Raw genomic sequence first — 21,781 nt, 5'->3', positions numbered from 1 at the left:
AATCCCATATTAATTTGTTCTGGTGAGTGTGGTCATTCCACTGTCCCCCGCTTCATTGCTCCAATTAATTGTAATGGTGCCATTCGGGTTGACCCTTCCTGTCCCATTAAAACTGTCCCCTCCGAAAACCAGGTCAGGTTGGTCGATAATGCTGATTTCACCACAAAGTTCGGTGAATATGGCAGGATTGTCCTCAGCACCATACACCTGCGCGTAAACCCCGCCCGTAATATCAGAAATCCTATAGGTGAACGGTTCTACCTCGGTAATGGTCACCTGGTAGTTGACCGTACCGCCCGTACCCACATTCACCGAATTGTATACCCCCGCCAAATCCGAAGGACAGGCCAACCTGATTTCCATTGTCAATGAATGGTAGTTGGCACTGATTTTTGTCTGTCCTGCGTCCAGGATCACCAAAATCAAATCAGGCTGTTCTTCCGTATCGAGGTTACCGGTTAAAATTTCTATAGGGAATTCGACAAAACTTGCATTGGCAGGCAAGGTTACTTCATTGGTTACCATCCGGTAGTGGACGCCGGCCACCGCCGTGGATGAAGGATCCACCCCTATTAAAAGGGATATGGGCGCATTGACCTGGGCTCCGACCAAGTTGATCTTCACCATTGCTTCATCCACCTGATTGTCACTGGTTTTGCTTACTATCTTTCGAACCGTTCCATTTGGTCTGGAAGCATCTTCAAATTCCACTTCCAAACCCTCCCAAACAATATTGAACCCAGAGTCCTCCATGCATGAAAAAATGCTGGACACCATTAACAACAACAGTGGGAAAATATATTTTTTGCTGAATTTTTGCATGGTTTTAATAGCCAGGATTTTGCACAAGGTTTTCATTTAATTGGACTTGGGACAAGGGAATATTCGACAGTACCCTGTAATCCGTATAAGGAACTTCCAGAAAGTCGCTGTGTTTGGTAATATTCATGCCGTTCCTTTTCAGGTCAAAAAAACGGTGGCCTTCAAGGGCAAACTCTTTCCTTCTCTCCAGCATGATTCTGTTAAAAAGCGGCTGTCCTGAAAGCAGGTCATCTACCGCTCCCAGGCCTCTCCTGGATCTCAACGCATTGATATCTGCCCTTGCCCCGGCGGGATTGGTCTGATACCTTGCCTCGGCGCGGATGAGGTATAGTTCCGCGGCGCGGATGATAGGCAGATTTTCCAAAAAATCGCCTTTGTACCCCGTCCATTTCCTGCTGGCATATACGGGCCCATCAATGCCTTCTCTGGTTGTTTCCATCCAGCAGTCTCTCCTCACATCACCGTCTTCATAAGTCGCCATAAGCTCATTGGACGCACCGATAATAAATTGTGCCGCCGGATCATTGTTGGATGTAAGCGAATTTAGGGAGTTGTTCACACCATCCACACTGCTCCAATCGACCTGCCTAAGTTCTATTTCAAAAATAGATTCCGGATGGGGCGCTCGGGAGAAACTCTGGACATATTGGCCGGATGGCACCAATCCATCGCCATTGCTTCTCAGACCAAGGAGGTTCATCGCGGCGGTAGCAGCTGCTTCCGCATCAGCCATTCTTCCCCAATACAGATAAAGCCTGGCAAGTAAAGTGATGGCGGCCCCGGTATTGGCAAGATAAACGCCTTCCGAACCTATGGGAACGGGAGGTAATAACGCAATCGCATTCTGAAGGTCACTTTCGATTTGCTGATATACCTCTCCTACAGTGGACCTGGACCTGAAATCGGCGTCTGAGGCAATCAGGGTCGGTGTAAGTCTAAGAATAGGCCCCAGGTTAAAGCCATCCACCTCCTTGCCCGGTTCGTATCCATACACCCTACAAAGATCAAAATAGAACAATGCTCTCATAAAATAAGCATCCCCCTTAATGATGGATTTCAGGTCTTCATCTCCGGAAACACTTTCATCATCTATCCCGTCGATTATCAGATTGGCGTCGTTGATCCCCCCATATACGTTGCCGTTCCAAAGATCGATATGGTCCCTGTCGCCATTGGCCTCTTCTCCCTGGTACCTGCCGGTGTTGGCTACCAGCCTAAGGTTGTCCGCCAGGATTTCAGGAGCGATCATCATGGTTTGTCCGTAATAGCCGAAACTGGCGGCTCTGTTGTACATGGAATTGGCCACTGCCTGATATCCGAAGACGTTATTAAGAGCCTGTTCTGGCGTGAGGCTTTGTCTTGGAGTGGTTTCCAGGTCAGTGCATCCCATTACTGCCAAAACCTGCAAGAATGCTGATATTTTTATGATTTCCTTCATCGTCATCGTTACTGTTAAAATGTCACATTGATCCCCGCGGTGATTTGTTTTGAGTTGGGATAGGTTCCATAGGTACTGCCAATGGAATTCACTTCGGGATCAAGCCCATTATACTTGGTGTAGGTCCATAGGTTTATCCCCTGGACAAAGAACTTGGCCTGTTCGATTCTTGCTTTCGTCAACAATTGCAGGGGAAGATTGTAATTCAAAGTGACCTGCTTTAACCTGATATAGCTGCCATCAGAAATTTGCTTGGTAGAAAACTGCTGGTAACCCGAATGGCCCGGAATCCTTCCCCCTTCATAGGGTTTGGGCACATTGGTGATATCCCCCGGCTGCCTCCAAAAATACATCTGGTCCACCGTCTGATTATCCTGTCCGATTGAACCAGCCTGTGACAAATTGTACAAATCCTGGTTAAATGCCAGGTTTCCATACTGGTACTGAAAAAACACCTCCAAAGAGACCGGGCCGTAATAAAAGGTATTGGATAAGCCCCCATAATTCCAAGGCAACGCGCTGCCTATATACTTTAAATCATCATCTGAGACCAAGTAGGTATATTCCCCATGTTGATCATAATACATCGGGGCTCCATTGGCCGGATTTACTCCAGCGTATTCATAGGCATAATAAAAATCTATCGGTTTCCCCACAATAAGGTCATTGCCAAGCCTGTCCAATCCTTCATACAGTTCCAATAACTCATTGGAAAATATGGAAATGTTGAAAGCAGATGTCCAACGGAACTTTCCCAACACCAGGTTGGTGGTCTGTAAATCGAAGTCAATTCCTTCATTTCTCAGCTTGCCGGTGTTCCGGGTAATGGCCCCGAAACCTGAGTCAATGGGAAGCTGGGTTTCGAAAAGCAACTTCCGGGAATCCTTTCTCCACACATCCACTGTGGCGATGACCCTTCCGTTAAACAAAGTGGCATCCACACCCAGGTTTGTAGACGCGGCCTCCTCCCAGGTTAAAAGGTCATTGCCCAACTGCACAAACCTCAAAGCTCCCTGTCCCAGGTATTGTCCGGCAGAGCCTACCAAAGTGCGCGACTCAAAATTGCCTATACTTGAATTTCCGGTAACGCCGTAGGATGCCCTCAGCCGGAGGTTATCCACCCAGGTGGCGTTCTGCATAAAACGCTCGGAAGAAATCCGCCAGCCCCCGGAGATTGCACCAAAGTTGCCCCACCTTGTATTGGTGCCGAACCTGGAAGAACCATCTCTTCTCAGGGTAAGGTCAAAGGTGTATTTGTCATCATAATCATATTTTGCCTGGGAGAAAAAGCCCGATCGCTTGTACTCTGTAAAAAAACCACCGACTTCGAACGGCACAGCTGCATTTTGAAGGTATCGTAATACCGGATTGGGAAACCCTCGTCCGGTAGCAGAAGTGGCTTCGGAGGTCTCTCCTTTGTATTCGTAGCCCAAAATCCCGGAAATGGTATGGACATCATTGAATTTTTTGTTGACATTGAAGTTCGCATTGGCGTTGGAGTTGACGATCCGGCGATCTGTAAACGTGGAAGACCCACCATAAGCAGCAAATGCCGGAATGGTAGAGGGACGGTTATTTTCATCCCTGTTGTCCGAAAAATCCACCCCCCCGAAGGTAGTGAACCCTAACCAAGGCAGAATTTGATAAGTCATCTGCAGGTTGGAGACCGATTGATAGCTGGTACCCCTCCTCAACTCCTGCCTCACTCCCTGAACGATATTATAACCAAACAGGTGTTCACTGGGATAAGGCGCAAAAGCACCGTCTTCATCGTAGATCGGCACGTTGGGCCTGGCCGCATAACCGGCTACGAATGGGCTGTTGACAAAATTACCCCGGTCAATGGAGCCATTGGTGATCTGCCGGGATAAAGAAAGATTGGCATTAATGGTAAACCGCTCGTTCGCCCTATGGGTCAAATTTATCCGGCCCGTGCTTCTCGTATAATCAGACATGATGATCTGGCCTTCCTGATAGGTATGGGAACCGGAGATAAAAAACTGCGTTCTTTCATCTCCCCCGGATAGGGAAACATCGTATATACTTAACCTGCCGTCCCGAAACAAGGCGTCTACCCAGTCTGTACTTTGCAGGTCCCTGTCCCCAGGGCTGCCGAATATCTGCTCGGCGTCCGCTGGATTCAGACCAGCGTTGGCATACGCCTGCCTTTTGATAGAGGCCAACTGATTGGCATTCATCACATCATAAAACCCCATGGGCTGCACAATGCCTTCCTGAACTGAAACCCTAACGTTTGTTTTCCCCTGTTTACCTCTTTTGGTGGTGATCAATACCACACCGTTGGCTGCCTGGGCACCGTAGATGGAAGCGGCGGCGGCGTCTTTAAAGACTTCAATGGATTCTATGTCATTGGGGTTGATAGAGGCAAGCGCATTTTGTGGACCCTGACCCGATAGACCGCCTGAAGCCACCTGTACCCCGTCCACAATGTACAGCGGCTGAGTACCTGCATTGATGGACCCCACCCCTCTGATCTGAACATTTAACGTTCCCCCGGGCTGGCCTGATCCGGCGGTAACCTGAACCCCAGCCACCCTTCCTTGCATGGCACGGTCAAAAGACTGCATGGGAAGATCCTGAAACACCTGGCCTTTAACCGAGGCAATGGCCCCGGTTACCTCTCTCCTTGTCTGGTCACCATAAGCGGTCACCACCACTTCCGAAAGGGCAGTAATCTCAGAGATCATGGATATATTGACTGTGGGCCTGTTTCCTACATTGATCTCCTGGGTCTGCAGACCCACAAACCTGAATATCAGGGTGTTTTCTCCGGAAGGTATGTCGATTTCATAGTTGCCATCAAAATCCGTAATGGTTCCAACCGAAGTACCTTTTACCAGAATGGTCACTCCGGGAATAGGCTGTCCATCTTCAGAGGAAATGACCGTCCCACGAACTGTCCGGCTCTGGGAAAAAGCCATGGTTGAAATTGAAAACAATAGCAATAGCAGCGGTAGCGATTTCCTCATAGAATTCAGTTCTGGTGAATTAATAAATCAATTTTATCCAAATTACTTCAATAATCCAACAAATTAAAGTTGTTCGGACACCATTTTATTTTCTGCCTGAATATGCAGCCTGTACAAAGCTTTTTTTTACGGGTAGCCTTTTGGCTTCGGAAAAAGAAAACAACATATACATTATTCTGCCTCTCTATCCCCAATCTAAACAATTAACGCTGTAGCGTGAATTCGGTTTATTTCTTTATCGAAAAAACTTTACAATATGATAATTTCTATCCTTCTATTCAACGACCGGTTCTCCTCTGTATTGTTGGGTTTAATCGGCTCGCTATCTCCTTTACCTTCTGTTTTTAGCCGGGACGGCGCCACACCCAAAGACGCAAGATAATCCTTTACACTGTCTGCTCTTCGCTTACTCAAGTTCTCGTTATAGGCTGGATTGCCTATATTATCCGTGTGCCCCTCTATGAGAATGGAAACGTCGGGATGCTCATCCAGAAAATGTTTTAATCTCCGCAAAGAGGACACAGACTCATCTTTGAGGTCCGCTTTATCAAAATCAAAGAATATATTTTCAAAGACAAAGTTCTTCCCCGTCTCAACAGGCACCAGTTCTATTTCGATATTCCTACGGTCCTTCAGACTGTCTTTTTCCACATTATAAATTTTGGGTATATAGCCTTTTTTTTCAACATACAAGCCGGTGAAAGCTTTGTCGGGGTAAAGCATGGTGAACTGCCCTTCCTTGCCGTCAGATTGGAATCTGTAAAGGGTACTGTCATTGTTCAAATCAACAAGAGACAATTTTGCTTCCACCGGCTCGCCTGTGCTTTGGCTATATACCCTTCCTTCCGAAACAATGATTTTCTCTCCCAGATCAATTTCTTTGGGAAAATTAAACCGATAAATAAACGAACTGTCCACGTTTCCTCCCCTATAGGAGTTTTCCGTGTAGTACGCATAATCTTTCTGAGCGGTAATGAATAGGGCAAGCTGATCGTTTTGATCGTTTATCGGATATCCCAGGTTTACAGGATCACCAAATTGTCCCTGCTCAAACCGCGACATATAAAGGTCTTTACCACCAAAGCCTACATGTCCATCTGAGGCGAAGAACAACACCTCATTGTTGAAAAATATAAAAGGTGACACCTCATCTTTAGAGGTATTTACATAAGGCCCTACATTTTTTGCTTCTGACCAGGTGCCGTTTTCATTCCGCTCGGTATACCAGATGTCATTCCCCCCGTGTCCGTCTTTTCTATTGGAAGAAAAAAAGAGTACGCTTCCATCTGCCGATAGAGAAGGTTGGGAATCCCAATACCTGGTATTGACATTTTTGCCCATGTTCACAGGTTTCTGCCAATCACCGCTGACTTTTTCTGCAATATACAGGTCACAGCTTCCAAATGAATCAGGGGTGTCACACGAAGTAAATATCAGGATGTTTCCATCTGCTGAAATGGTACAGGTACCTTCGTTATAACGGGTATTGATAGCACTTGAAATCGAAATGGGTTTTGTCCAGTTCCCGTTGTCCTGGTAGGCGACATAAATATCTTCATGTTCGTGGTTGTTGAGGCCATCTCTTTTGGTAAACAGTATTTTTTGACTGTCCGCCGTCAGTACAGGGAAATATTGCAAGCGAAAACCATTGATAGGATCAGGTAACCGTTCCTTTGTTAAAGACTTTGGTTGCCGGATTTCAGCAGCAATGAAGTCCATCTGCTTTTTTTTCTCTTTAAAAAAACCGGACTGAGTAAATTCTCCCATATACGGCACTGCTTCCTCAAACTTCCTGACTGCTTCCGGAAAGGCCCCCTTGTTCAGGAGGATCTGTGAGATAAGCCAAGCAAACTGTCCTTTAAAAGTATCATTGTTTTTCACCCTTATTTCCCCCTTTCGGGCTATTTCCAGCGCGTCTTCGGCCCTTCCCCTGCTCAACAAAATCTGGGAGTGCTTGACGTATGCTTCATAAAAATCATTGCTTCTTTCATAAGCTGCCTGAAATTTCTCGGCTGCTTCTTCAAATTGCCTCCTGGATAAATAATTTTCCCCTTCCTCAAAATGCTTTATTGCCCTTCTGTCGACCACAGAATAGTCCTGAGCCAGCAGTTGAGTACAGGATGTAACCATTAAAACAACTGAGAATATGAAAGTAAACTTGTACATGACACAGTTAAGGTATCTCCATATACTTGTGGGTTTGAAGGGAAATCCTCCATTCAGGATGTTTTTTTACAAATTTAATGATCATATCGGTCACCTCCGCCGCCTTTGACCATTCGGGCTGCAAGAGTTTATGGCAGCCCCGGCCAACCAAAGCTGCATGTTTCAATGCAAAATCAAAATCACTCCTATGATAAACTATTACTTTCAATTCATCCGCCCGTGCATAAATGCCGGGATCAGGCTGTTTGAATTTTTTTGGCGAGAAACACACCCAATCCAATGCTCCCGAAAAGGGGTGTGTTCCGGATGTTTCTAGGTTAACCGTAAATCCCTTCTCCTTCAGTAATGAAGTCAAAGGGCCCAAATCATACATCAAAGGCTCCCCTCCCGTAATCACCGCCAAGCGGGCCGGGAATCCGGCGGCCTCTTCAACGATTTCCTCAACGGTTTTGAGAGGCCACTTTTCGGCTTCCCAAGACGCTTTTACATCACACCAAACACAACCTACGTCACATCCTCCAAGCCGTATGAAATAGGCAGGGCGTCCGGAAAAAACCCCCTCACCCTGTATGGTATAAAAGGCCTCCATCAAAGGCAACGACAACCCCTTCCTAACTAACGTTTTGTTATCTTCCATAATTTTTGTTTGAGCGGGTGATTGAACCGCTTTTTATATTTTAAATAACGAAATTATCCACCATAAATTTTGCCCTGAGCAGATTGCAGCGTATTATACAAAAGCGCAGCAATGGTCATAGGGCCCACGCCTCCTGGCACCGGGGTAATGGCGCTGGCCTTTTTGGATACTTCCTCGTATTTCACATCCCCCACCAGTCTGAATCCGCTTTTCTTCGTTGCATCTTCGATACGGTGAATTCCCACATCGATGACCACTGCTCCAGGCTTCACCATATCTTCGGTTACAAACCCCTGTTTCCCGATCGCTACGATCAATATATCCGCCGAACGGGCGATTTCCTTCAGGTTTTGGGTCCGGCTGTGGGTAACCGTAACCGTACAGTTTCCGGGGTAATCATTTCTGGCCATCAATATGCTCATCGGTGAACCCACGATATGGCTTCTTCCTATTACCACACAATGCTTACCCGATGTTTCGATTTCATACCTCTTAAACAGTTCCAAAATCCCATAAGGAGTGGCCGATATATAAGCTGGCCAGTTTAAGGCCATTCTTCCCACATTAGCCGGTGTGAAACCGTCCACGTCTTTCTCCGGACGTATCCTGGCCGTCACTTTTTGCACCGAAATATGCGAAGGCAATGGCAATTGGACGATAAGGCCATCAATTTCGGGGTCTTCATTGATTTTTTGCACTTCCTGCAACAGGTCAGCTTCACTTATGTTTTCCTCTAACCTCACCAGTGTGGAAGCAAAGCCGACTTGCTCGCATGCTTTCACCTTTGCCCCTACATAAGTCTGACTGGCCCCATCATTGCCCACAAGGATGGCGGCAAGATGCGGGGTTTTACCTCCAGTCGCTTTGATTTTGATTACTTCCTGCGCGATCTCTTCTTTTATCTCCGCAGATATCTTTTTGCCGTCAATGGTGATTGGTCCTTTTTGTTGTTCCATTTTCATTATTTTGTACGGAGGGACTGAGTTTGGCCGGAATTACCCGGCACCACAAAATCGCCTTTTTAATATAAAATACCAAAAGGATGGGCCATGTTCCATCCTTTGTTTGAAATACATAGGGTATTCTAGTCCGTCAATCCAGTTTTAACACCGCCATAAATGCTTCCTGGGGTACCTCCACGTTGCCGACCTGCCTCATTCTTTTCTTACCCTTCTTTTGCTTCTCAAGTAATTTTCGCTTTCGCGAGATATCCCCTCCGTAACACTTGGCCAAGACATTTTTTCTCAGGGCTTTTACCGTTTCCCTGGCGATTATCTTGGTCCCAATGGCCGCCTGTATGGCTATTTCAAACATCTGCCTGGGTACCAGTTCCTTCAGTTTTTCGCAAAGGCGCTTTCCCCATTCATAAGCCTTATCCCTGTGCACGATCGCAGAAAGGGCATCTACCGGTTCTCCATTGAGCATGACGTCCAGTCTGACCATGTGGGACTGACGAAAGCCTATTAACTCATAATCCAATGAAGCATATCCTCTGGAAATGGTTTTCAGTTTATCAAAAAAATCGAATACAATTTCTGCCAAAGGCATATCAAAAGTCAGCTCCACACGATCTGAGGTGAGGTATACCTGGTTTTTGATTTGGCCACGTTTTTCCATACATAGCTGGATCACCGGCCCCACATAATCTGCCGCGGTGATGATGGAGGCCTTTACATAAGGCTCCTCGATGTGTTTGAACAAATTGGCTCCCGGCATGTCTGAGGGCGCATTGATCAACTTGTATTCGTTGTTGTTCATAAGCGCCCTGAACTGTACAGATGGCACCGTGGTGATCACCGTCATGTCGAATTCCCGCTCAAGTCTTTCCTGGATGATCTCCATATGAAGCATACCCAGGAAGCCACATCTGAATCCAAACCCTAAAGCCGCAGAGGTTTCCGGTTCCCACACCAACGAGGCATCATTGAGCTGAAGTTTTTCCATGGATGACCTAAGCTCTTCAAAATCCGATGTATCAACCGGATAAATCCCGGCAAATACCATCGGTTTTACATTTTCAAACCCTTTCACCGCACTGCTGCACGGCCTTTTTACATGGGTAATGGTGTCCCCTACCTTTACTTCCTTCGCAACTTTTATTCCTGATACCAGATATCCCACATTACCCGCACTGAGTGAGGGCTGCGGCTTCTGTTGGATGCCAAGTATGCCTATTTCATCGGCTTCATATTCCCTTCCCGTATTGACAAACTTGATCCGGTCTCCCTTATTGATGGTACCGTTAAATATTCTAAATAAAACCTCCACTCCCCTGAAGGGGTTGTATACCGAGTCAAAAATCATGGCCTGGAGGGGCGCATCCACATCTCCCTTAGGCGCTGGAATTTTTTCCACCACCGCATTAAGAATGTCTTCGATTCCCAAACCTTCCTTACCCGAGGCAAGGATAATATCTTCCCTGTCACATCCGATCATTTCTATCACCTCGTCAGCGACCACTTCAGGCTGGGCTCCGGGAAGGTCGATTTTATTGAGTACCGGGATAATCTCCAAATCATGGCCTATGGCCAGATAAAGGTTGGAAATGGTCTGTGCCTCTATTCCCTGGGAAGCATCCACTACCAATAAAGCGCCTTCACAGGCCGCAATGGAACGGGATACTTCATAAGAAAAATCCACATGACCTGGGGTATCTATTAAGTTAAGGACGTACTCTTCTCCTTGATAATTGTATTTCATCTGGATCGCATGGGATTTGATCGTGATCCCCCTCTCCCGCTCCAGATCCATACTGTCCAGCAACTGGTCCTGCATTTCCCTTTCTGTTACCGTATTGGTAAATTGCAGAAGCCGGTCAGCAAGTGTACTTTTGCCGTGATCAATATGGGCAATGATACAGAAATTTCTTATTTTTTGCATGTTCATACTGAGTGCAAAAATAGTAAATAGTTAGGGTTTTAATATTATTTGCTAATTTTAATTGTCTGTTTACAATGTTGTCCCGGTTGTTGGAAATCCCGGAGCTCTTCGGAGTAGTAAGTGAATACCTGAAGGTCAATAATATCCGATATAAATGGCTTCCCATAAACATATAAATCTTCTTCTTTTGATAGGCGTGTTGTTGTTACTTATTAGGGCCCACACTCCCTTGGACAACGATCCCAGTGAAAAGGTCCTGGTTTTTCCTAAAAGGGCGCTCCAATGGGAAGACTTCAAGCAGGTACCCAAGGTCAAGGGAAAAAGCAGTATCAATGCGATTTGCTTAAGTTCCTGCGATGTAAAAATCAAAAGCATAAAACGATTTGAGACCCATGTAAAACTGGATATCATAGCGAATATTAAGCACCAGAAGGAGCTTTCCGAAGTTTCATCGGACTTTCTGTCCAGGGCTGATGAGTCAACTAAAAAAGCGGTGCTCCATCATGAAAACGGGCACTTTATCATAGCACAGATCATCGGTCACCGGATAGTAAGGGACGTACAGGGATATCAGTTTCACCCGAAAGACTACAAACACCAGCTCAATGACATCATAAGGGAAAATTTCCGGGAATGGAGAATGATGGATGCTTTATATGATGCGGAAACCACCAAGCCCCGTGACGCGGAGAAGCAGCGAAAATGGGACAGGTTTTTCCAGGAAGAACTGGAAACCCTAAGAAATGAAACAAAATGAGCCCTTGATTTTATGAAATCGAGCATGACAAAAGTGTGATTATAATCATATGAAATCGAGCATGACGCAAGCGACACACAGAGGGGTGCCCGATCGCCCCGATAGCTCGGGGGGGAAAACATGCGAGATTCCATGCCTGCATGCTGAAGTGCATTACGGCACGCAAGCATGTGACCGCTAAAAGACAATCATAAACATATGAAATCACTGGCAGAAAAAAAGAAAAAGGAAAACATAGTTGAATATATTCTTTACATGTACCGGATGGAAGATCTCCTCAGGGCCTACCGGTTCAGCATGGATGACATCGATCAATATTTCCTCGCGCATGCAAAAATATCAAAAGAGGAAAAAACCGCTTCTTATCAATGGCTGGAAAATATGGCCATGGAAATGGAAAAACATGGGGTAAAAAAAGAGGGTCATCTTCCAAGAACACAAAGATATGTGGATTCACTTGCCAAAATCCATTGGGAACTGGTCAAATCAGACCGGCACTATTTCCATATTTATCAGAAAGCCAAACCTGTTGTAATGGATTTTATTATGGCTGCTGGAAATAAAAATCCGGGACATGAAGTACAGGTATTTGTAAACGGCCTGTATGGCCTGCTCCTAAGCCGGCTCAACGGAAAACAGGTCCCCCCGGAGATGTCCAAAGCGGCAGAGGTATTCGGAGAGGCCCTGGGCTATGTCAATCTGGTTTATATGAGCAGGCAAATGGAAAGGAAATTTAAAAGCTAAGGTATTCATAAATACTTTTGTAGCAATTCCTGTCCTGCACGTAATCCAGAAACAGCTGGTAAAAAGGATGATTTGCCAAGGTAGCGCTGTCTCCAATGACCAAAAGCTTTCTCTTCGCTCTTGTAAGTGCTACGTTCATTCGTCTGGTATCGGCCAGAAAACCTATTTCGCCCTGCGGGTTAGACCTGACCACACTGATCACCATGATATCCCTCTCCTGCCCCTGAAATCCATCAATGGTATTGACCGTCAGGTTTTTATCCAATGACCGCAGCAGTACGCAGCCGGCGTCTTCAGCCACCAGGTCTTTAAGATACCGGACTTGGGCACTGTAAGGAGACACCAATCCTATGCTCCATAACCTTCCCTCTTTATCTTTAACACCTACTCTTTTCAACAGATTTGTCAGAATCTCAAGGCTTGCCTTCGCCTCTTCCTTATTAAAAACACTTAAACTTTTTTTGTCCAGGTATTCCGTAAATCCGCTGCCTGCAGTATCTATAAATTCCAATACGCTCTCATCTTCACGTAAAAAGTGTAAACTTGTGCCTGGAGCGGCCTTCAGTTTATTTTGATAAAAACTGGCATTGGGAAAACCCATGATCAAATCCGGCATCCGGTATTGCAGGTCCAGCATGCTAATGGCTTCAGGGTTTCTTTTAACTATTTTTTCAAACAGCGTCTGTTGCAGCCCGTCCTTGGCGGCCCTCAGGGATTTAATGGTCGGCGGCAATTGACAATGATCACCGGCCATGACCACTTTTTCGGCATTCAGAACGGGGATCCACGTGGCAGGTTCAAGTCCCTGCGCCGCCTCGTCAATAAATACCGTGGAAAAGCGCCTCCCCTTTAAAAATGGTGATGCCGATCCTACCATTGTACAGGCAATCACCTGAGCACTTTCCAACACCGTGTGGGTCATGTATTCATATAGTTGATCCGCGTCTTCAAGTAACCTTGACGCTTCATCCCGAAGTGCTCTCCGCTGCATTTTTTCATGGTGCCCAAAACTTCTTTTGTATTTCCCGGCGTTCCTCCGGCACTCCTCAGCCGATTTCCTGAGTTTTTTGTAATCCTTATAACTCGGATGGTTTACAATTTTTGCATCCAGCGTCTGGTTGAGCATCTCCTCCTCAACCCTGGCCGGATGGCCGATCCGGAGGACGTTTACCCCGGCTTCAAAGAGCTTTTCTACCAACAAATCCACAGCCGCATTGCTAGGGGCACATACCAATACCTGAGGTGAGGTATTCAGCGAAAATAGGATGGATTGAATCAGCGTGGTGGTCTTGCCGGTTCCGGGAGGGCCATGTACTATTGCTACGTCCACGGCGGAATCAATGAGGTTAAACGCTTGGTTTTGCCCCCGATTCAGGACCGGAACATCAATATCAACCGACCGATTGAAAACAGGCCTCCCGGCTCCCAGCAAACGGTCTCTTAATGTGGCCAGCCGGTCTTTATCCGCTTCCAGTACTTTAAGCATGGTTTTTTCCATAATCGTGTAGCTGGTCTCATCAAACATCAAATCTATCCCTAACCTCCCTTCATTAATCCATCGGGGAATCTTTCCTGTGTATAATGTAATCACCATTTTTTTATCTGTGACCATATTGACCACCCCACTCGTCCTGCTTTTTTGGATATCATCCCCGGCTGCATTTGAAAAAAGGGAAACGGTCTTTCCTGAATTAAAAGCATGGGATTCCAATTTTTCCTGATTCTCTAGTTCGAGAACCATTTTATCGGAAAATATCCATTTTATTTTAACTAACCTCACTGGATACCAGCATATTCCCGATGCTTTTCTCTCTTTTAAAGGTTTACTTTGACTTATTTTTTTGAATTGTTCTAAATCCTCTTTCCATTCAGACTTCAAAAGTTTTATAGTATATAATAATTCTTCTCTTATATTTGTCATTTGTGGCGTTTTAAAATAAACCATAAGATCGATAAAAACTGTTATTGTTTTAACCAATCAGCTTAAGCCTTAGTGAATTTTCTTGCACATGCATATTTGTCGTTTGACAAGCCCAAAGTACTGTTAGGTAATTTTATCGGTGATTTTGTCAGAGGTAACTTGGAAGAACAGTTTGATAAACAAATCATCATAGGTATCCTATTACATCGGGAAATAGACCGTTTTACAGATAGACATCCGCTCGTAAAAGAAGCACAGGGCATATTGCGTCCCATTTTTTATAAGTATTCCGCTGTGATTACAGATATGTTTTTTGATTATTTCCTTTCCAAAAACTGGGAAGATTACGATCATAGATCTATCGAAGATTTCACGGCACAAGTATATGATATTATTGATACACACAAAGCCATATTGCCCCATAAATTTCTGCACCCGTACAAATTCATGAAAAAAGAAAACTGGCTGGTGTCATATGGCACCATGGAAGGTATACAACGGGCCTTTACGGGTATTTCCTACAGGACCACTTTTGATTCCAAATTGGAAAAAGCCCCGGTTTATCTAAAAAAATACCATGAAACATTTGAGAATTATTTCAAGCAGTTCTTTCCGGAATTGGTTTCTTTCTCAAGAAACAAACTTGACGAGTTATTGAACAAGAATGGTTACCTGTAAACCCAAAAAAAGTACTTATATAACTTTAGCCCTGGTCATCATCATCCTCATGGCGGGGCTGAGCTATCTTCTATATGACTTTTACCACAACAGCACTTTTCACTTCCTGTTTTATATGATCGGCTGCACCCTCATCACCGTGGTACTTTTGATGATATTGGTCAAAATGATGGCTGGTTACAAATTCATTGCCGCAGGTAAAGATAAAATCGAGATATGGCTTCCCTTTAAGGGCTATCGAAAAACCTATCCGGTAAAAGATGTTCTCGCTTGGCAGGAAGAAGAGGTCATTGCCAATAAAAAAACTTTTAGGCAACTTGTCATGGTATTCACGGATAAGGCTTCTTTTTCGGTCAGCAACCATGAACACCTGGGCTATGAAGAATTGAGAAGGTATTTTATGAAGAAAATACCCAAAAAGAAGGTGAAAAATTAATCAGATTGTTCAAGCAGACCACTATAGAAAGCGACCAAGCTGAAGGCATGATCGCTTTTCTGTGATTGATCCATTGTATCAATGGCTCCAGTCAAAGGTATCCAACGATTCGAGACAAGCCGTGAGCAATTGGATACTTGCCGCAATGTCCTCCTTGTGTGCCATTTCTATTACCTGGTGCAGATGCCTGGTGGGAATGGAAATGGCCCCTGCGATGGCCCCTTGCTTCCCCATCCGCTGTACGCCAGCGGTATCCGTCCCTCCGGCTGTCAGGATTTCCGGCTGCCACTTGATTTTGGCTTTGTCCGCTGTCTGCTTCATGAATTCCACCATCCGGTAATCGCATATGGTGGATGCGTCCATCACCTTTATCGCGGTGCCCTTCCCCAGTGAGGTGATTTTTTCATGCGCCGATGCGCCGGGCACGTCATAGGCTATGGTGGTATCCAGCGCAATGCCGAAATCAGGATTGATGTGATGGGCGGACACGCTGGCTCCTCTCAAACCCACTTCCTCTTGCACTGTAAAAGTGGCATAAACATCATATGCAGGATTTTTCAGGCCACGCAAGGACTCCAACAAAATGAATACCGCGACCCTGTTGTCCAAGGATTTGCAATTGACACAATCCCCCATTTCTATCAGCGCTCTTTCCCGGGTTATGGGGTCGCCCACTTTGACAAATTTCTCTACGTCCTTTTTATCCATCCCCAGATCGATGAAATAATCCGTAAGCTGGGGCAGTTTGTTTTTCTCATCTGCGGTCATTACATGGATAGGCTTACTCCCCATCACCCCTATCAGGTCTTTTTTGCCATGGACGATGACCCGCTGGGAAGTCAGGGTTTTCGGATCAAAACCTCCAAGGGGGTGAAACCTTAAAAAACCATCCTCATCAATATGGGTCACGATAAACCCTATTTCATCCATATGCGCCGCCACCATCACCCTCTTGTTATCGGGATTTTTATTTCCATATTTCACGGCTACCACGTTACCCAAGTTGTCGACCTTCACTTCATCGACCAAAGGCTCCACTTCCCCGAGGACAAAGTCCCGGATTTTTTTTTCAAATCCCGGTGCTCCGGGAACTTCACAGATGTTCTTTAGCAGGGTTATGTCAATTTGCTTATTCATAAGAATCCGGTTTAATAATTTTATTAGAAGAAATACGGTGGAGGCCAACCCGTTCGTTGCGATTCAGTTGCCCGCAGTCTCACGATTGCATCCAAGGGTTAGAACAAATAAACCGATATGATCCTATGGCTTGGATCACTAGGCAGGCGGGATACGAAGCAAACAAAACAGCATGAAGGTCAATACGCCCTCACGACCTTGCCCTCCATATAATTCACAAAAGATCTGTTCACTACCCGCATGCCCCCCTGAGTGGGAAAATCTCCTGTAAAATACCAATCCCCACTGTGAGCCGGGCAAGCCATATGCAAATTGGCCACCGTTTGGTAAATTACGTGAACGCTGGCCCGTATATGGTCAGAAGTAATGATCTCCGCAATTTTATCCGAAATCTCCTGGTCGCTGAAAGAGGAATATATTTCTTTCACAAAGTTTTCTTCTGCATTGGGATTCTGGAGACATTTTTCATAAACCTGGTCCAGAACATATCCCCTTCCCTGTTCTCTTAAAAGTTCCACTGCTGCTCTGAAGGCGATGAAGTCTTTCATCCTGGACATATCAATACCATAACAGTCCGGAAACCTTATCTGCGGTGCTGAGGAAACAATGATAATCCTCTTGGGTTTGAGCTTATCCAAGGTAGTCAAAATGCTCTTTTCTAAGGTAGTTCCCCTTACAATACTGTCATCAATGACCACAATGGTATCCACTCCCGGTCTGATCACTTCATAAGTCGTATCGTAGACGTTTGAAACCATCACATCCCTGTCAGAATCATTTGTGATGAAGGTCCGGAGTTTCACATCCTTGCTCACCAGCTTTTCTACCCTCGGTCTGAAGTTCAAAAGCTCCTCCACATCTCCCAAATGGGGTTTGCCCTCTATCAGCACTTCTCTCCTTTTTGCGCTCAGATAATCCTCCAATCCTTCTATCATCCCATAAAAAGCCGTTTCGGCCGTATTCGGGATATACGAAAAGACCGTGTTTTTCAGATCAAAATCTATGGCTTTCAATATTTGTGGGACCAGTGCCCGTCCCAGATTTTTTCTTTCCCGATAAATATCCGGATCTGTACCCCTAGAAAAATAGATTCTTTCGAAACTGCACGATTTCTTTTCCCTGGGAGGGATGATTTCAAATTCCCCATAGGAACCGTCCTTGTTGACAATCAGGGCATTTCCAGGTTTGATCTCTTTTATCTCCTTATAGTCAATATTAAAAGCGGTTTTAATAGGAGGTTTCTCGGAGGCGACTACCACTATTTCGTCATCAGCATAATAGTAAGCAGGTCTGATCCCTGAAGGATCCCTCACCACAAAGCTGGACCCATTACCTATCAGCCCAGCCATGGCATAGCCTCCATCAAAATCCCGGCAGCTTCTCCGCAGGATCCTGGCTACATCCAGTTCCTGTTCGATGACTTCCGTGATCTCCTTATTGGTAAACTTGCCTTTGTACTTATCAAATATCCGTTGGTTTTCTTCGTCCAAAAAATGGCCTATTTTCTCCATGACCGTGACCGTGTCGGTTTTCTCTTTGGGGTGCTGCCCTAACTGAACCAGTATGTGAAACAACTCCTCCACATTGGTCATATTGAAATTCCCCGCCATAGCCAGGTTCCGGCTTCTCCAATTGTTCTGTTTTAAAAAAGGATGACAGGTTTCAATAGAATTTTCGCCGTGGGTACCGTACCGCAGATGGCCCAGCCATACCTCCCCGGAAAAAGCCATATTTTCCTTTATCCAGGTGGCGTTTACCATATCCCTTTCCGTGCCGGTCTTTTTGGCTTTTTTATATTTTTTGGTAATTTTCTGAAAAATTTTAGTCACGGCTTCTGATTCCACAGACCGATACCTGCTGATATAGCGTGTACCTGGTGAAGTGTTGATCTTGATATTGGCGACACCTGCACCGTCCTGACCCCTATTGATTTGCTTTTGCATCAAAACATAGAGCCTATTGGTCGCATAGAATGGGGTACCATATTTGTCAATGTAATATTGCAATGGTTTCCTTAGCCGGATCAAGGCTATCCCACATTCATGTTTGATCTGATCACTCATAGAATTGGCGAGGAATAATTTCACCACAAAGTTAAGCCTTTTTTATTAGGAAAAGTACTCGTTCTCCCATCTTTATGCGCCTCTCCCTGATGACAGCGGAGACTTTGCGGAAATTTTATTTGTAAAAAAAGCAAAAAAGATCATTCCCATAGTGGATATTTTTGAAGGTGAACCTGTTTGCCAAAGAATAATTTGGTTGTATTTTCAAAAGATTGGGTATAATCAGACACCAAAAAACTGTCTTCTTCCGCTGATTTTTGTCTTGCTGTCATCTGATGGTATTCCAAAAATGCTTTCACCGCATGTGCCACCGTTTCAGAGCTGTCTATCACGTCCATCTCTCCCTTGTAAAATCCCTTAATTTGCTCTTTGATCAATGGATAATGGGTACATCCCAGCACCAATGCCTTTGTACCATTAAGTTCGGGCTGGTCCAAGTAGGAGGCTATTATATCCTCACTTATTTCTTTTAAATGGAACCCTTCTTCAATCATAGGCGCGAGCAGCGGAGTGGCAAGGGATCTAAGTTCAATCCCCGCTTCCAACTCATTGACCTTTCGAAGATAAACCCCTGAGTTAACCGTTTGTTTAGTGCCTATCAATCCCACCCGCTCTCCCGGATGGTGTTCTCTCAGGTAATGGATTACCGGATCAATCACATTGAAAACATGTGCTTTGGAAGCCACATAGGCTTTTACAAGATCATAAGCAGCGGCGGAAGCCGAGTTACAAGCAATCAAAATCATTTTACAGCGGGCCTGAAGCAAAACATCGGCGATTTTAATCGAATAAGCTTGGATCGCCGCTGTGCTTTTATCCCCATAAGGAAGGTGGGCGGTGTCTCCAAAATAAATGATCCGTTCAAAAGGCAAAAGTGACTTGACCGCTCTCGCCACGGTGAGGCCACCGATGCCGCTGTCAAAAATACCGATAGGTGCTTGGGCTGTGTTTTTCATTGTCAAAGGTTTTAAGGACACAAAAATAACCGGATTATTTTAAACAAAAACCCTAAAAAAATATCCCCCAGATTTAGGCATCTGAGGGAATGCAAGCGAAGAGTTATGATATACGATCGAAATACAAATTTAGGAAATATATCCTAATCCTCAAACAAGGAAAAAAATCGTCAGTTTGAGTAACTGTTCCCCAGATTAAATTTAAAAATCACTTGATAAACAGGAACAACGGACTTTTATTTTTTGGCATGGTAAATGAATTTTTTTTATAGATATGAGTTTAACAACATGAAGCAATTGATTTTGACACTAGCACTGATTGCCGGAATGATATTGTTGACCCTCATTACGCTACTTAAATACCAGCAAAGTTTGAGGGACAATATAGTTGGTGACGGACTGCATTTGGACGTCACGGTGCCAGTTTACGAAAAAACTGGAATGAAAGATACGGTAAGGATTTCTGAGAAGGATCTCCCCCGGAAAATTCAAAAAGTCATTGAATTGGACAGTTTGATCAATGATCTGGAAATAGCCACAATCAGTAAAATATCAAAGAACAATTCATTCTATTATGACGTTTGTTTTCTGGATGTGGACAATTTTCAGATTATGGTCCTTTATGACCAAAACGGAGCCATTGTAGACCCCTGATTTTTATGAGTATGGCCCAAGGCCATACCCAGTTTTTCAAAGGAGCACTGATTGTATAAATCGGTGCTTTTATTTTATCTTTACTAGGAACTAGATAAACACTCCACAAAACATATCAAATATCAAACAGGACATGAATAATATACTTTTAATTGAAGACGATCTGACCTATTCAAAGATCATCAAAAATTTTCTGGAGAAAAACGGATTTGAATTGGTCACTTCTACCAAGGTGAATGATGGGTTAGCATCATTGGAAAAAAGTAAAATCGATTTGGTCATAACCGACTACAGGTTACCGGATGGAACAGGGATGGATGTTTTGGATTATATTATCAAAAACAAGTCAAACGTACCCGTAATCCTTATTACCAATTATTCGGATATAAGAACTGCTGTTAAATCCATGAAGATGGGGGCCTTCGAATACATCACAAAGCCATTGAATCCGGATGAGCTTCTTTTAAATGTAAAAGAGGCCATTAAAAAGAAAAAGGAACACCTTCCGGAAAGGAAACAATCTTTTAAGCAGGAACCTAAAGGAACTCCCGCTGTCGGGGACGAGGATTACATGGTGGGAAAAAGTGCCCAGGCATTAAAAACCGAAAAATACATTAATTTGGTGGCTCCCACTGATCTGAGTGTGATTGTATTGGGAGAAAGCGGTACCGGCAAAGAATACATTTCAAAAAGGATCCACCTTAAATCCAAGAGGAAAGACGGACCTTTCATTGCGGTGGACTGTGGCGCTTTATCCAAAGAGTTGGCAGGCAGTGAACTTTTCGGACACGTCAAAGGAGCCTTCACCGGAGCTATAGACAATAAGACCGGCCATTTTGAAAGCGCAAATGGGGGCACCATCTTTTTGGATGAAATCGGTAACCTCAGTTATGAAGTTCAGGTAAAACTGCTCAGGGCCATAGAGGAAAGAAAAATCCGGAAAATCGGCGGAAATAAAGATATACCTGTAGACGTGAGAATCATCACGGCAACCAATGATGATCTGCTCGAAAATGCAAGAAACGGTGATTTTCGGGAAGATCTTTTTCACCGGTTGAATGAATTCAGTATCGAAGCCATTCCGTTAAGAGAAAGAAAAGAGGATCTGCTCCATTTCGCCAATCTGTTTTTGAAAAAAAGTAATCAGAGCCTCAATAAAAACGTGCCAGGCTTCAGCCCCGAGGTAATCAGAATTTTTCAGGAGTACCATTGGCCAGGCAACCTCCGGGAACTGAAAAACATTATCCGCAGGGCGGTCCTGCTTTCAGATGAAGGAGAGGTGCAGCCGGAAGTGATCCCTTCAGAACTGAGCCTGTCTGAACGGCCCACAATAGAGGTCAACTCTGCCAGAGATCTTAAATCCTCATTTGAAGAGCAGGAAAAATCCCTGATCATCAAGACGCTGGAAGAAGTGAGGTATAATAAATCCAAAGCCGCAAAAATACTGAACATGGACAGGAAAACACTCTATAATAAACTTGAAAAGTATGGGCTGGGTTGAA

At 44.7% G+C, this 21,781-nt stretch carries 17 protein-coding genes; 6 read left to right on the top strand and 11 right to left on the bottom strand.

Going from position 1 to position 21,781, the window contains the following annotated elements; all coding sequences use genetic code 11:
- Positions 1-9: 9 nt before the first annotated feature.
- The 7 genes from ACFPFU_RS22560 to lepA all read right to left on the bottom strand — a co-directional run bounded on the left by ACFPFU_RS22560 (position 10) and on the right by lepA (position 10,939).
- Positions 10-822 carry a DUF4843 domain-containing protein gene (locus ACFPFU_RS22560; protein WP_377068416.1) on the bottom strand — a complete coding sequence of 271 codons (813 nt, stop codon included), beginning with the start codon at positions 820-822 and terminating at the stop codon, positions 10-12.
- 4 nt (positions 823-826) lie between these two features.
- Positions 827-2,260 (bottom strand): RagB/SusD family nutrient uptake outer membrane protein, encoded by a 1,434-nt coding sequence (locus ACFPFU_RS22555; protein ID WP_377068414.1) that lies wholly within the window; start codon positions 2,258-2,260, stop codon positions 827-829.
- Positions 2,261-2,274: 14 nt separating this feature from the next.
- Positions 2,275-5,250: a SusC/RagA family TonB-linked outer membrane protein gene (locus ACFPFU_RS22550; RefSeq protein ID WP_377068412.1), complete on the bottom strand. Its 2,976-nt coding sequence runs from the start codon at positions 5,248-5,250 to the stop codon at positions 2,275-2,277.
- 249 nt (positions 5,251-5,499) lie between these two features.
- The gene (locus tag ACFPFU_RS22545; protein WP_377068410.1) at positions 5,500-7,416 is read right to left on the bottom strand and encodes an OmpA family protein; all 1,917 of its coding nucleotides are present in this window, start codon (positions 7,414-7,416) and stop codon (positions 5,500-5,502) included.
- A 7-nt stretch (positions 7,417-7,423) separates the two neighbouring features.
- Positions 7,424-8,053, bottom strand: coding sequence for a 7-carboxy-7-deazaguanine synthase QueE (locus tag ACFPFU_RS22540; protein ID WP_377068408.1), 630 nt, complete (start codon positions 8,051-8,053; stop codon positions 7,424-7,426).
- Between the two features lie 53 nt (positions 8,054-8,106).
- Complete coding sequence (folD, locus tag ACFPFU_RS22535; RefSeq protein WP_377068406.1) at positions 8,107-9,009, bottom strand: bifunctional methylenetetrahydrofolate dehydrogenase/methenyltetrahydrofolate cyclohydrolase FolD; 903 nt, start codon at positions 9,007-9,009, stop codon at positions 8,107-8,109.
- A gap of 136 nt (positions 9,010-9,145) precedes the next feature.
- A complete protein-coding gene (gene lepA / locus ACFPFU_RS22530) occupies positions 9,146-10,939 on the bottom strand; it encodes a translation elongation factor 4 (RefSeq protein WP_377068404.1) in 1,794 nt (597 codons plus the stop codon).
- 148 nt (positions 10,940-11,087) lie between these two features.
- On the opposite strand from lepA, the gene ACFPFU_RS22525 reads away from it, so the two are divergent.
- Positions 11,088-11,690 (top strand): DUF922 domain-containing protein, encoded by a 603-nt coding sequence (locus tag ACFPFU_RS22525; RefSeq protein ID WP_377068402.1) that lies wholly within the window; start codon positions 11,088-11,090, stop codon positions 11,688-11,690.
- A 198-nt stretch (positions 11,691-11,888) separates the two neighbouring features.
- Complete coding sequence (locus ACFPFU_RS22520) at positions 11,889-12,434, top strand: DUF4924 family protein (RefSeq protein WP_377068400.1); 546 nt, start codon at positions 11,889-11,891, stop codon at positions 12,432-12,434.
- Here the strand turns inward: ACFPFU_RS22520 and ACFPFU_RS22515 are convergent.
- Positions 12,424-14,355 (bottom strand): AAA domain-containing protein, encoded by a 1,932-nt coding sequence (locus ACFPFU_RS22515; RefSeq protein ID WP_377068398.1) that lies wholly within the window; start codon positions 14,353-14,355, stop codon positions 12,424-12,426. The two genes, ACFPFU_RS22520 and ACFPFU_RS22515, sit on opposite strands and share 11 nt — an antisense overlap.
- 72 nt (positions 14,356-14,427) lie before the next feature.
- On the opposite strand from ACFPFU_RS22515, the gene ACFPFU_RS22510 reads away from it, so the two are divergent.
- Positions 14,428-15,033 carry an acyl carrier protein phosphodiesterase gene (locus ACFPFU_RS22510; protein ID WP_377068396.1) on the top strand — a complete coding sequence of 202 codons (606 nt, stop codon included), beginning with the start codon at positions 14,428-14,430 and terminating at the stop codon, positions 15,031-15,033.
- Entirely contained in the window at positions 15,020-15,469 is a 450-nt protein-coding gene (locus ACFPFU_RS22505; protein WP_377068394.1) for a hypothetical protein, read from the top strand. Before ACFPFU_RS22510 ends, ACFPFU_RS22505 begins: the two co-directional genes overlap by 14 nt.
- Before the next feature lie 78 nt (positions 15,470-15,547).
- Here ACFPFU_RS22505 and ACFPFU_RS22500 read toward each other — a convergent pair whose 3' ends face one another.
- From ACFPFU_RS22500 to murI, 3 genes are all read right to left on the bottom strand, one after another.
- Positions 15,548-16,606, bottom strand: coding sequence for a M42 family metallopeptidase (locus ACFPFU_RS22500; RefSeq protein ID WP_377068392.1), 1,059 nt, complete (start codon positions 16,604-16,606; stop codon positions 15,548-15,550).
- A 179-nt stretch (positions 16,607-16,785) separates the two neighbouring features.
- A complete protein-coding gene (locus ACFPFU_RS22495; protein ID WP_377068448.1) occupies positions 16,786-18,669 on the bottom strand; it encodes an amidophosphoribosyltransferase in 1,884 nt (627 codons plus the stop codon).
- A 140-nt stretch (positions 18,670-18,809) separates the two neighbouring features.
- On the bottom strand, positions 18,810-19,625 hold the full coding sequence (gene murI, locus ACFPFU_RS22490; protein ID WP_377068390.1) for a glutamate racemase: 816 nt from the start codon (positions 19,623-19,625) through the stop codon (positions 18,810-18,812).
- A gap of 288 nt (positions 19,626-19,913) precedes the next feature.
- Here murI and ACFPFU_RS22485 point away from each other — a divergent pair, with 288 nt between their 5' ends.
- Both ACFPFU_RS22485 and ACFPFU_RS22480 read left to right on the top strand, forming a co-directional pair.
- The gene (locus ACFPFU_RS22485) at positions 19,914-20,279 is read left to right on the top strand and encodes a hypothetical protein (RefSeq protein ID WP_377068388.1); all 366 of its coding nucleotides are present in this window, start codon (positions 19,914-19,916) and stop codon (positions 20,277-20,279) included.
- Between the two features lie 133 nt (positions 20,280-20,412).
- Positions 20,413-21,780, top strand: coding sequence for a sigma-54-dependent transcriptional regulator (locus ACFPFU_RS22480; RefSeq protein ID WP_377068386.1), 1,368 nt, complete (start codon positions 20,413-20,415; stop codon positions 21,778-21,780).
- Position 21,781: the final 1 nt, after the last annotated feature.

Origin of the sequence: Negadavirga shengliensis, from assembly GCF_042652345.1 — a bacterium.
Lineage (GTDB): Bacteria > Bacteroidota > Bacteroidia > Cytophagales > Cyclobacteriaceae > Negadavirga > Negadavirga shengliensis.
Note: the sequence above shows the minus strand (reverse complement) of the source record. Positions and strands in the feature narration are given on the sequence as shown.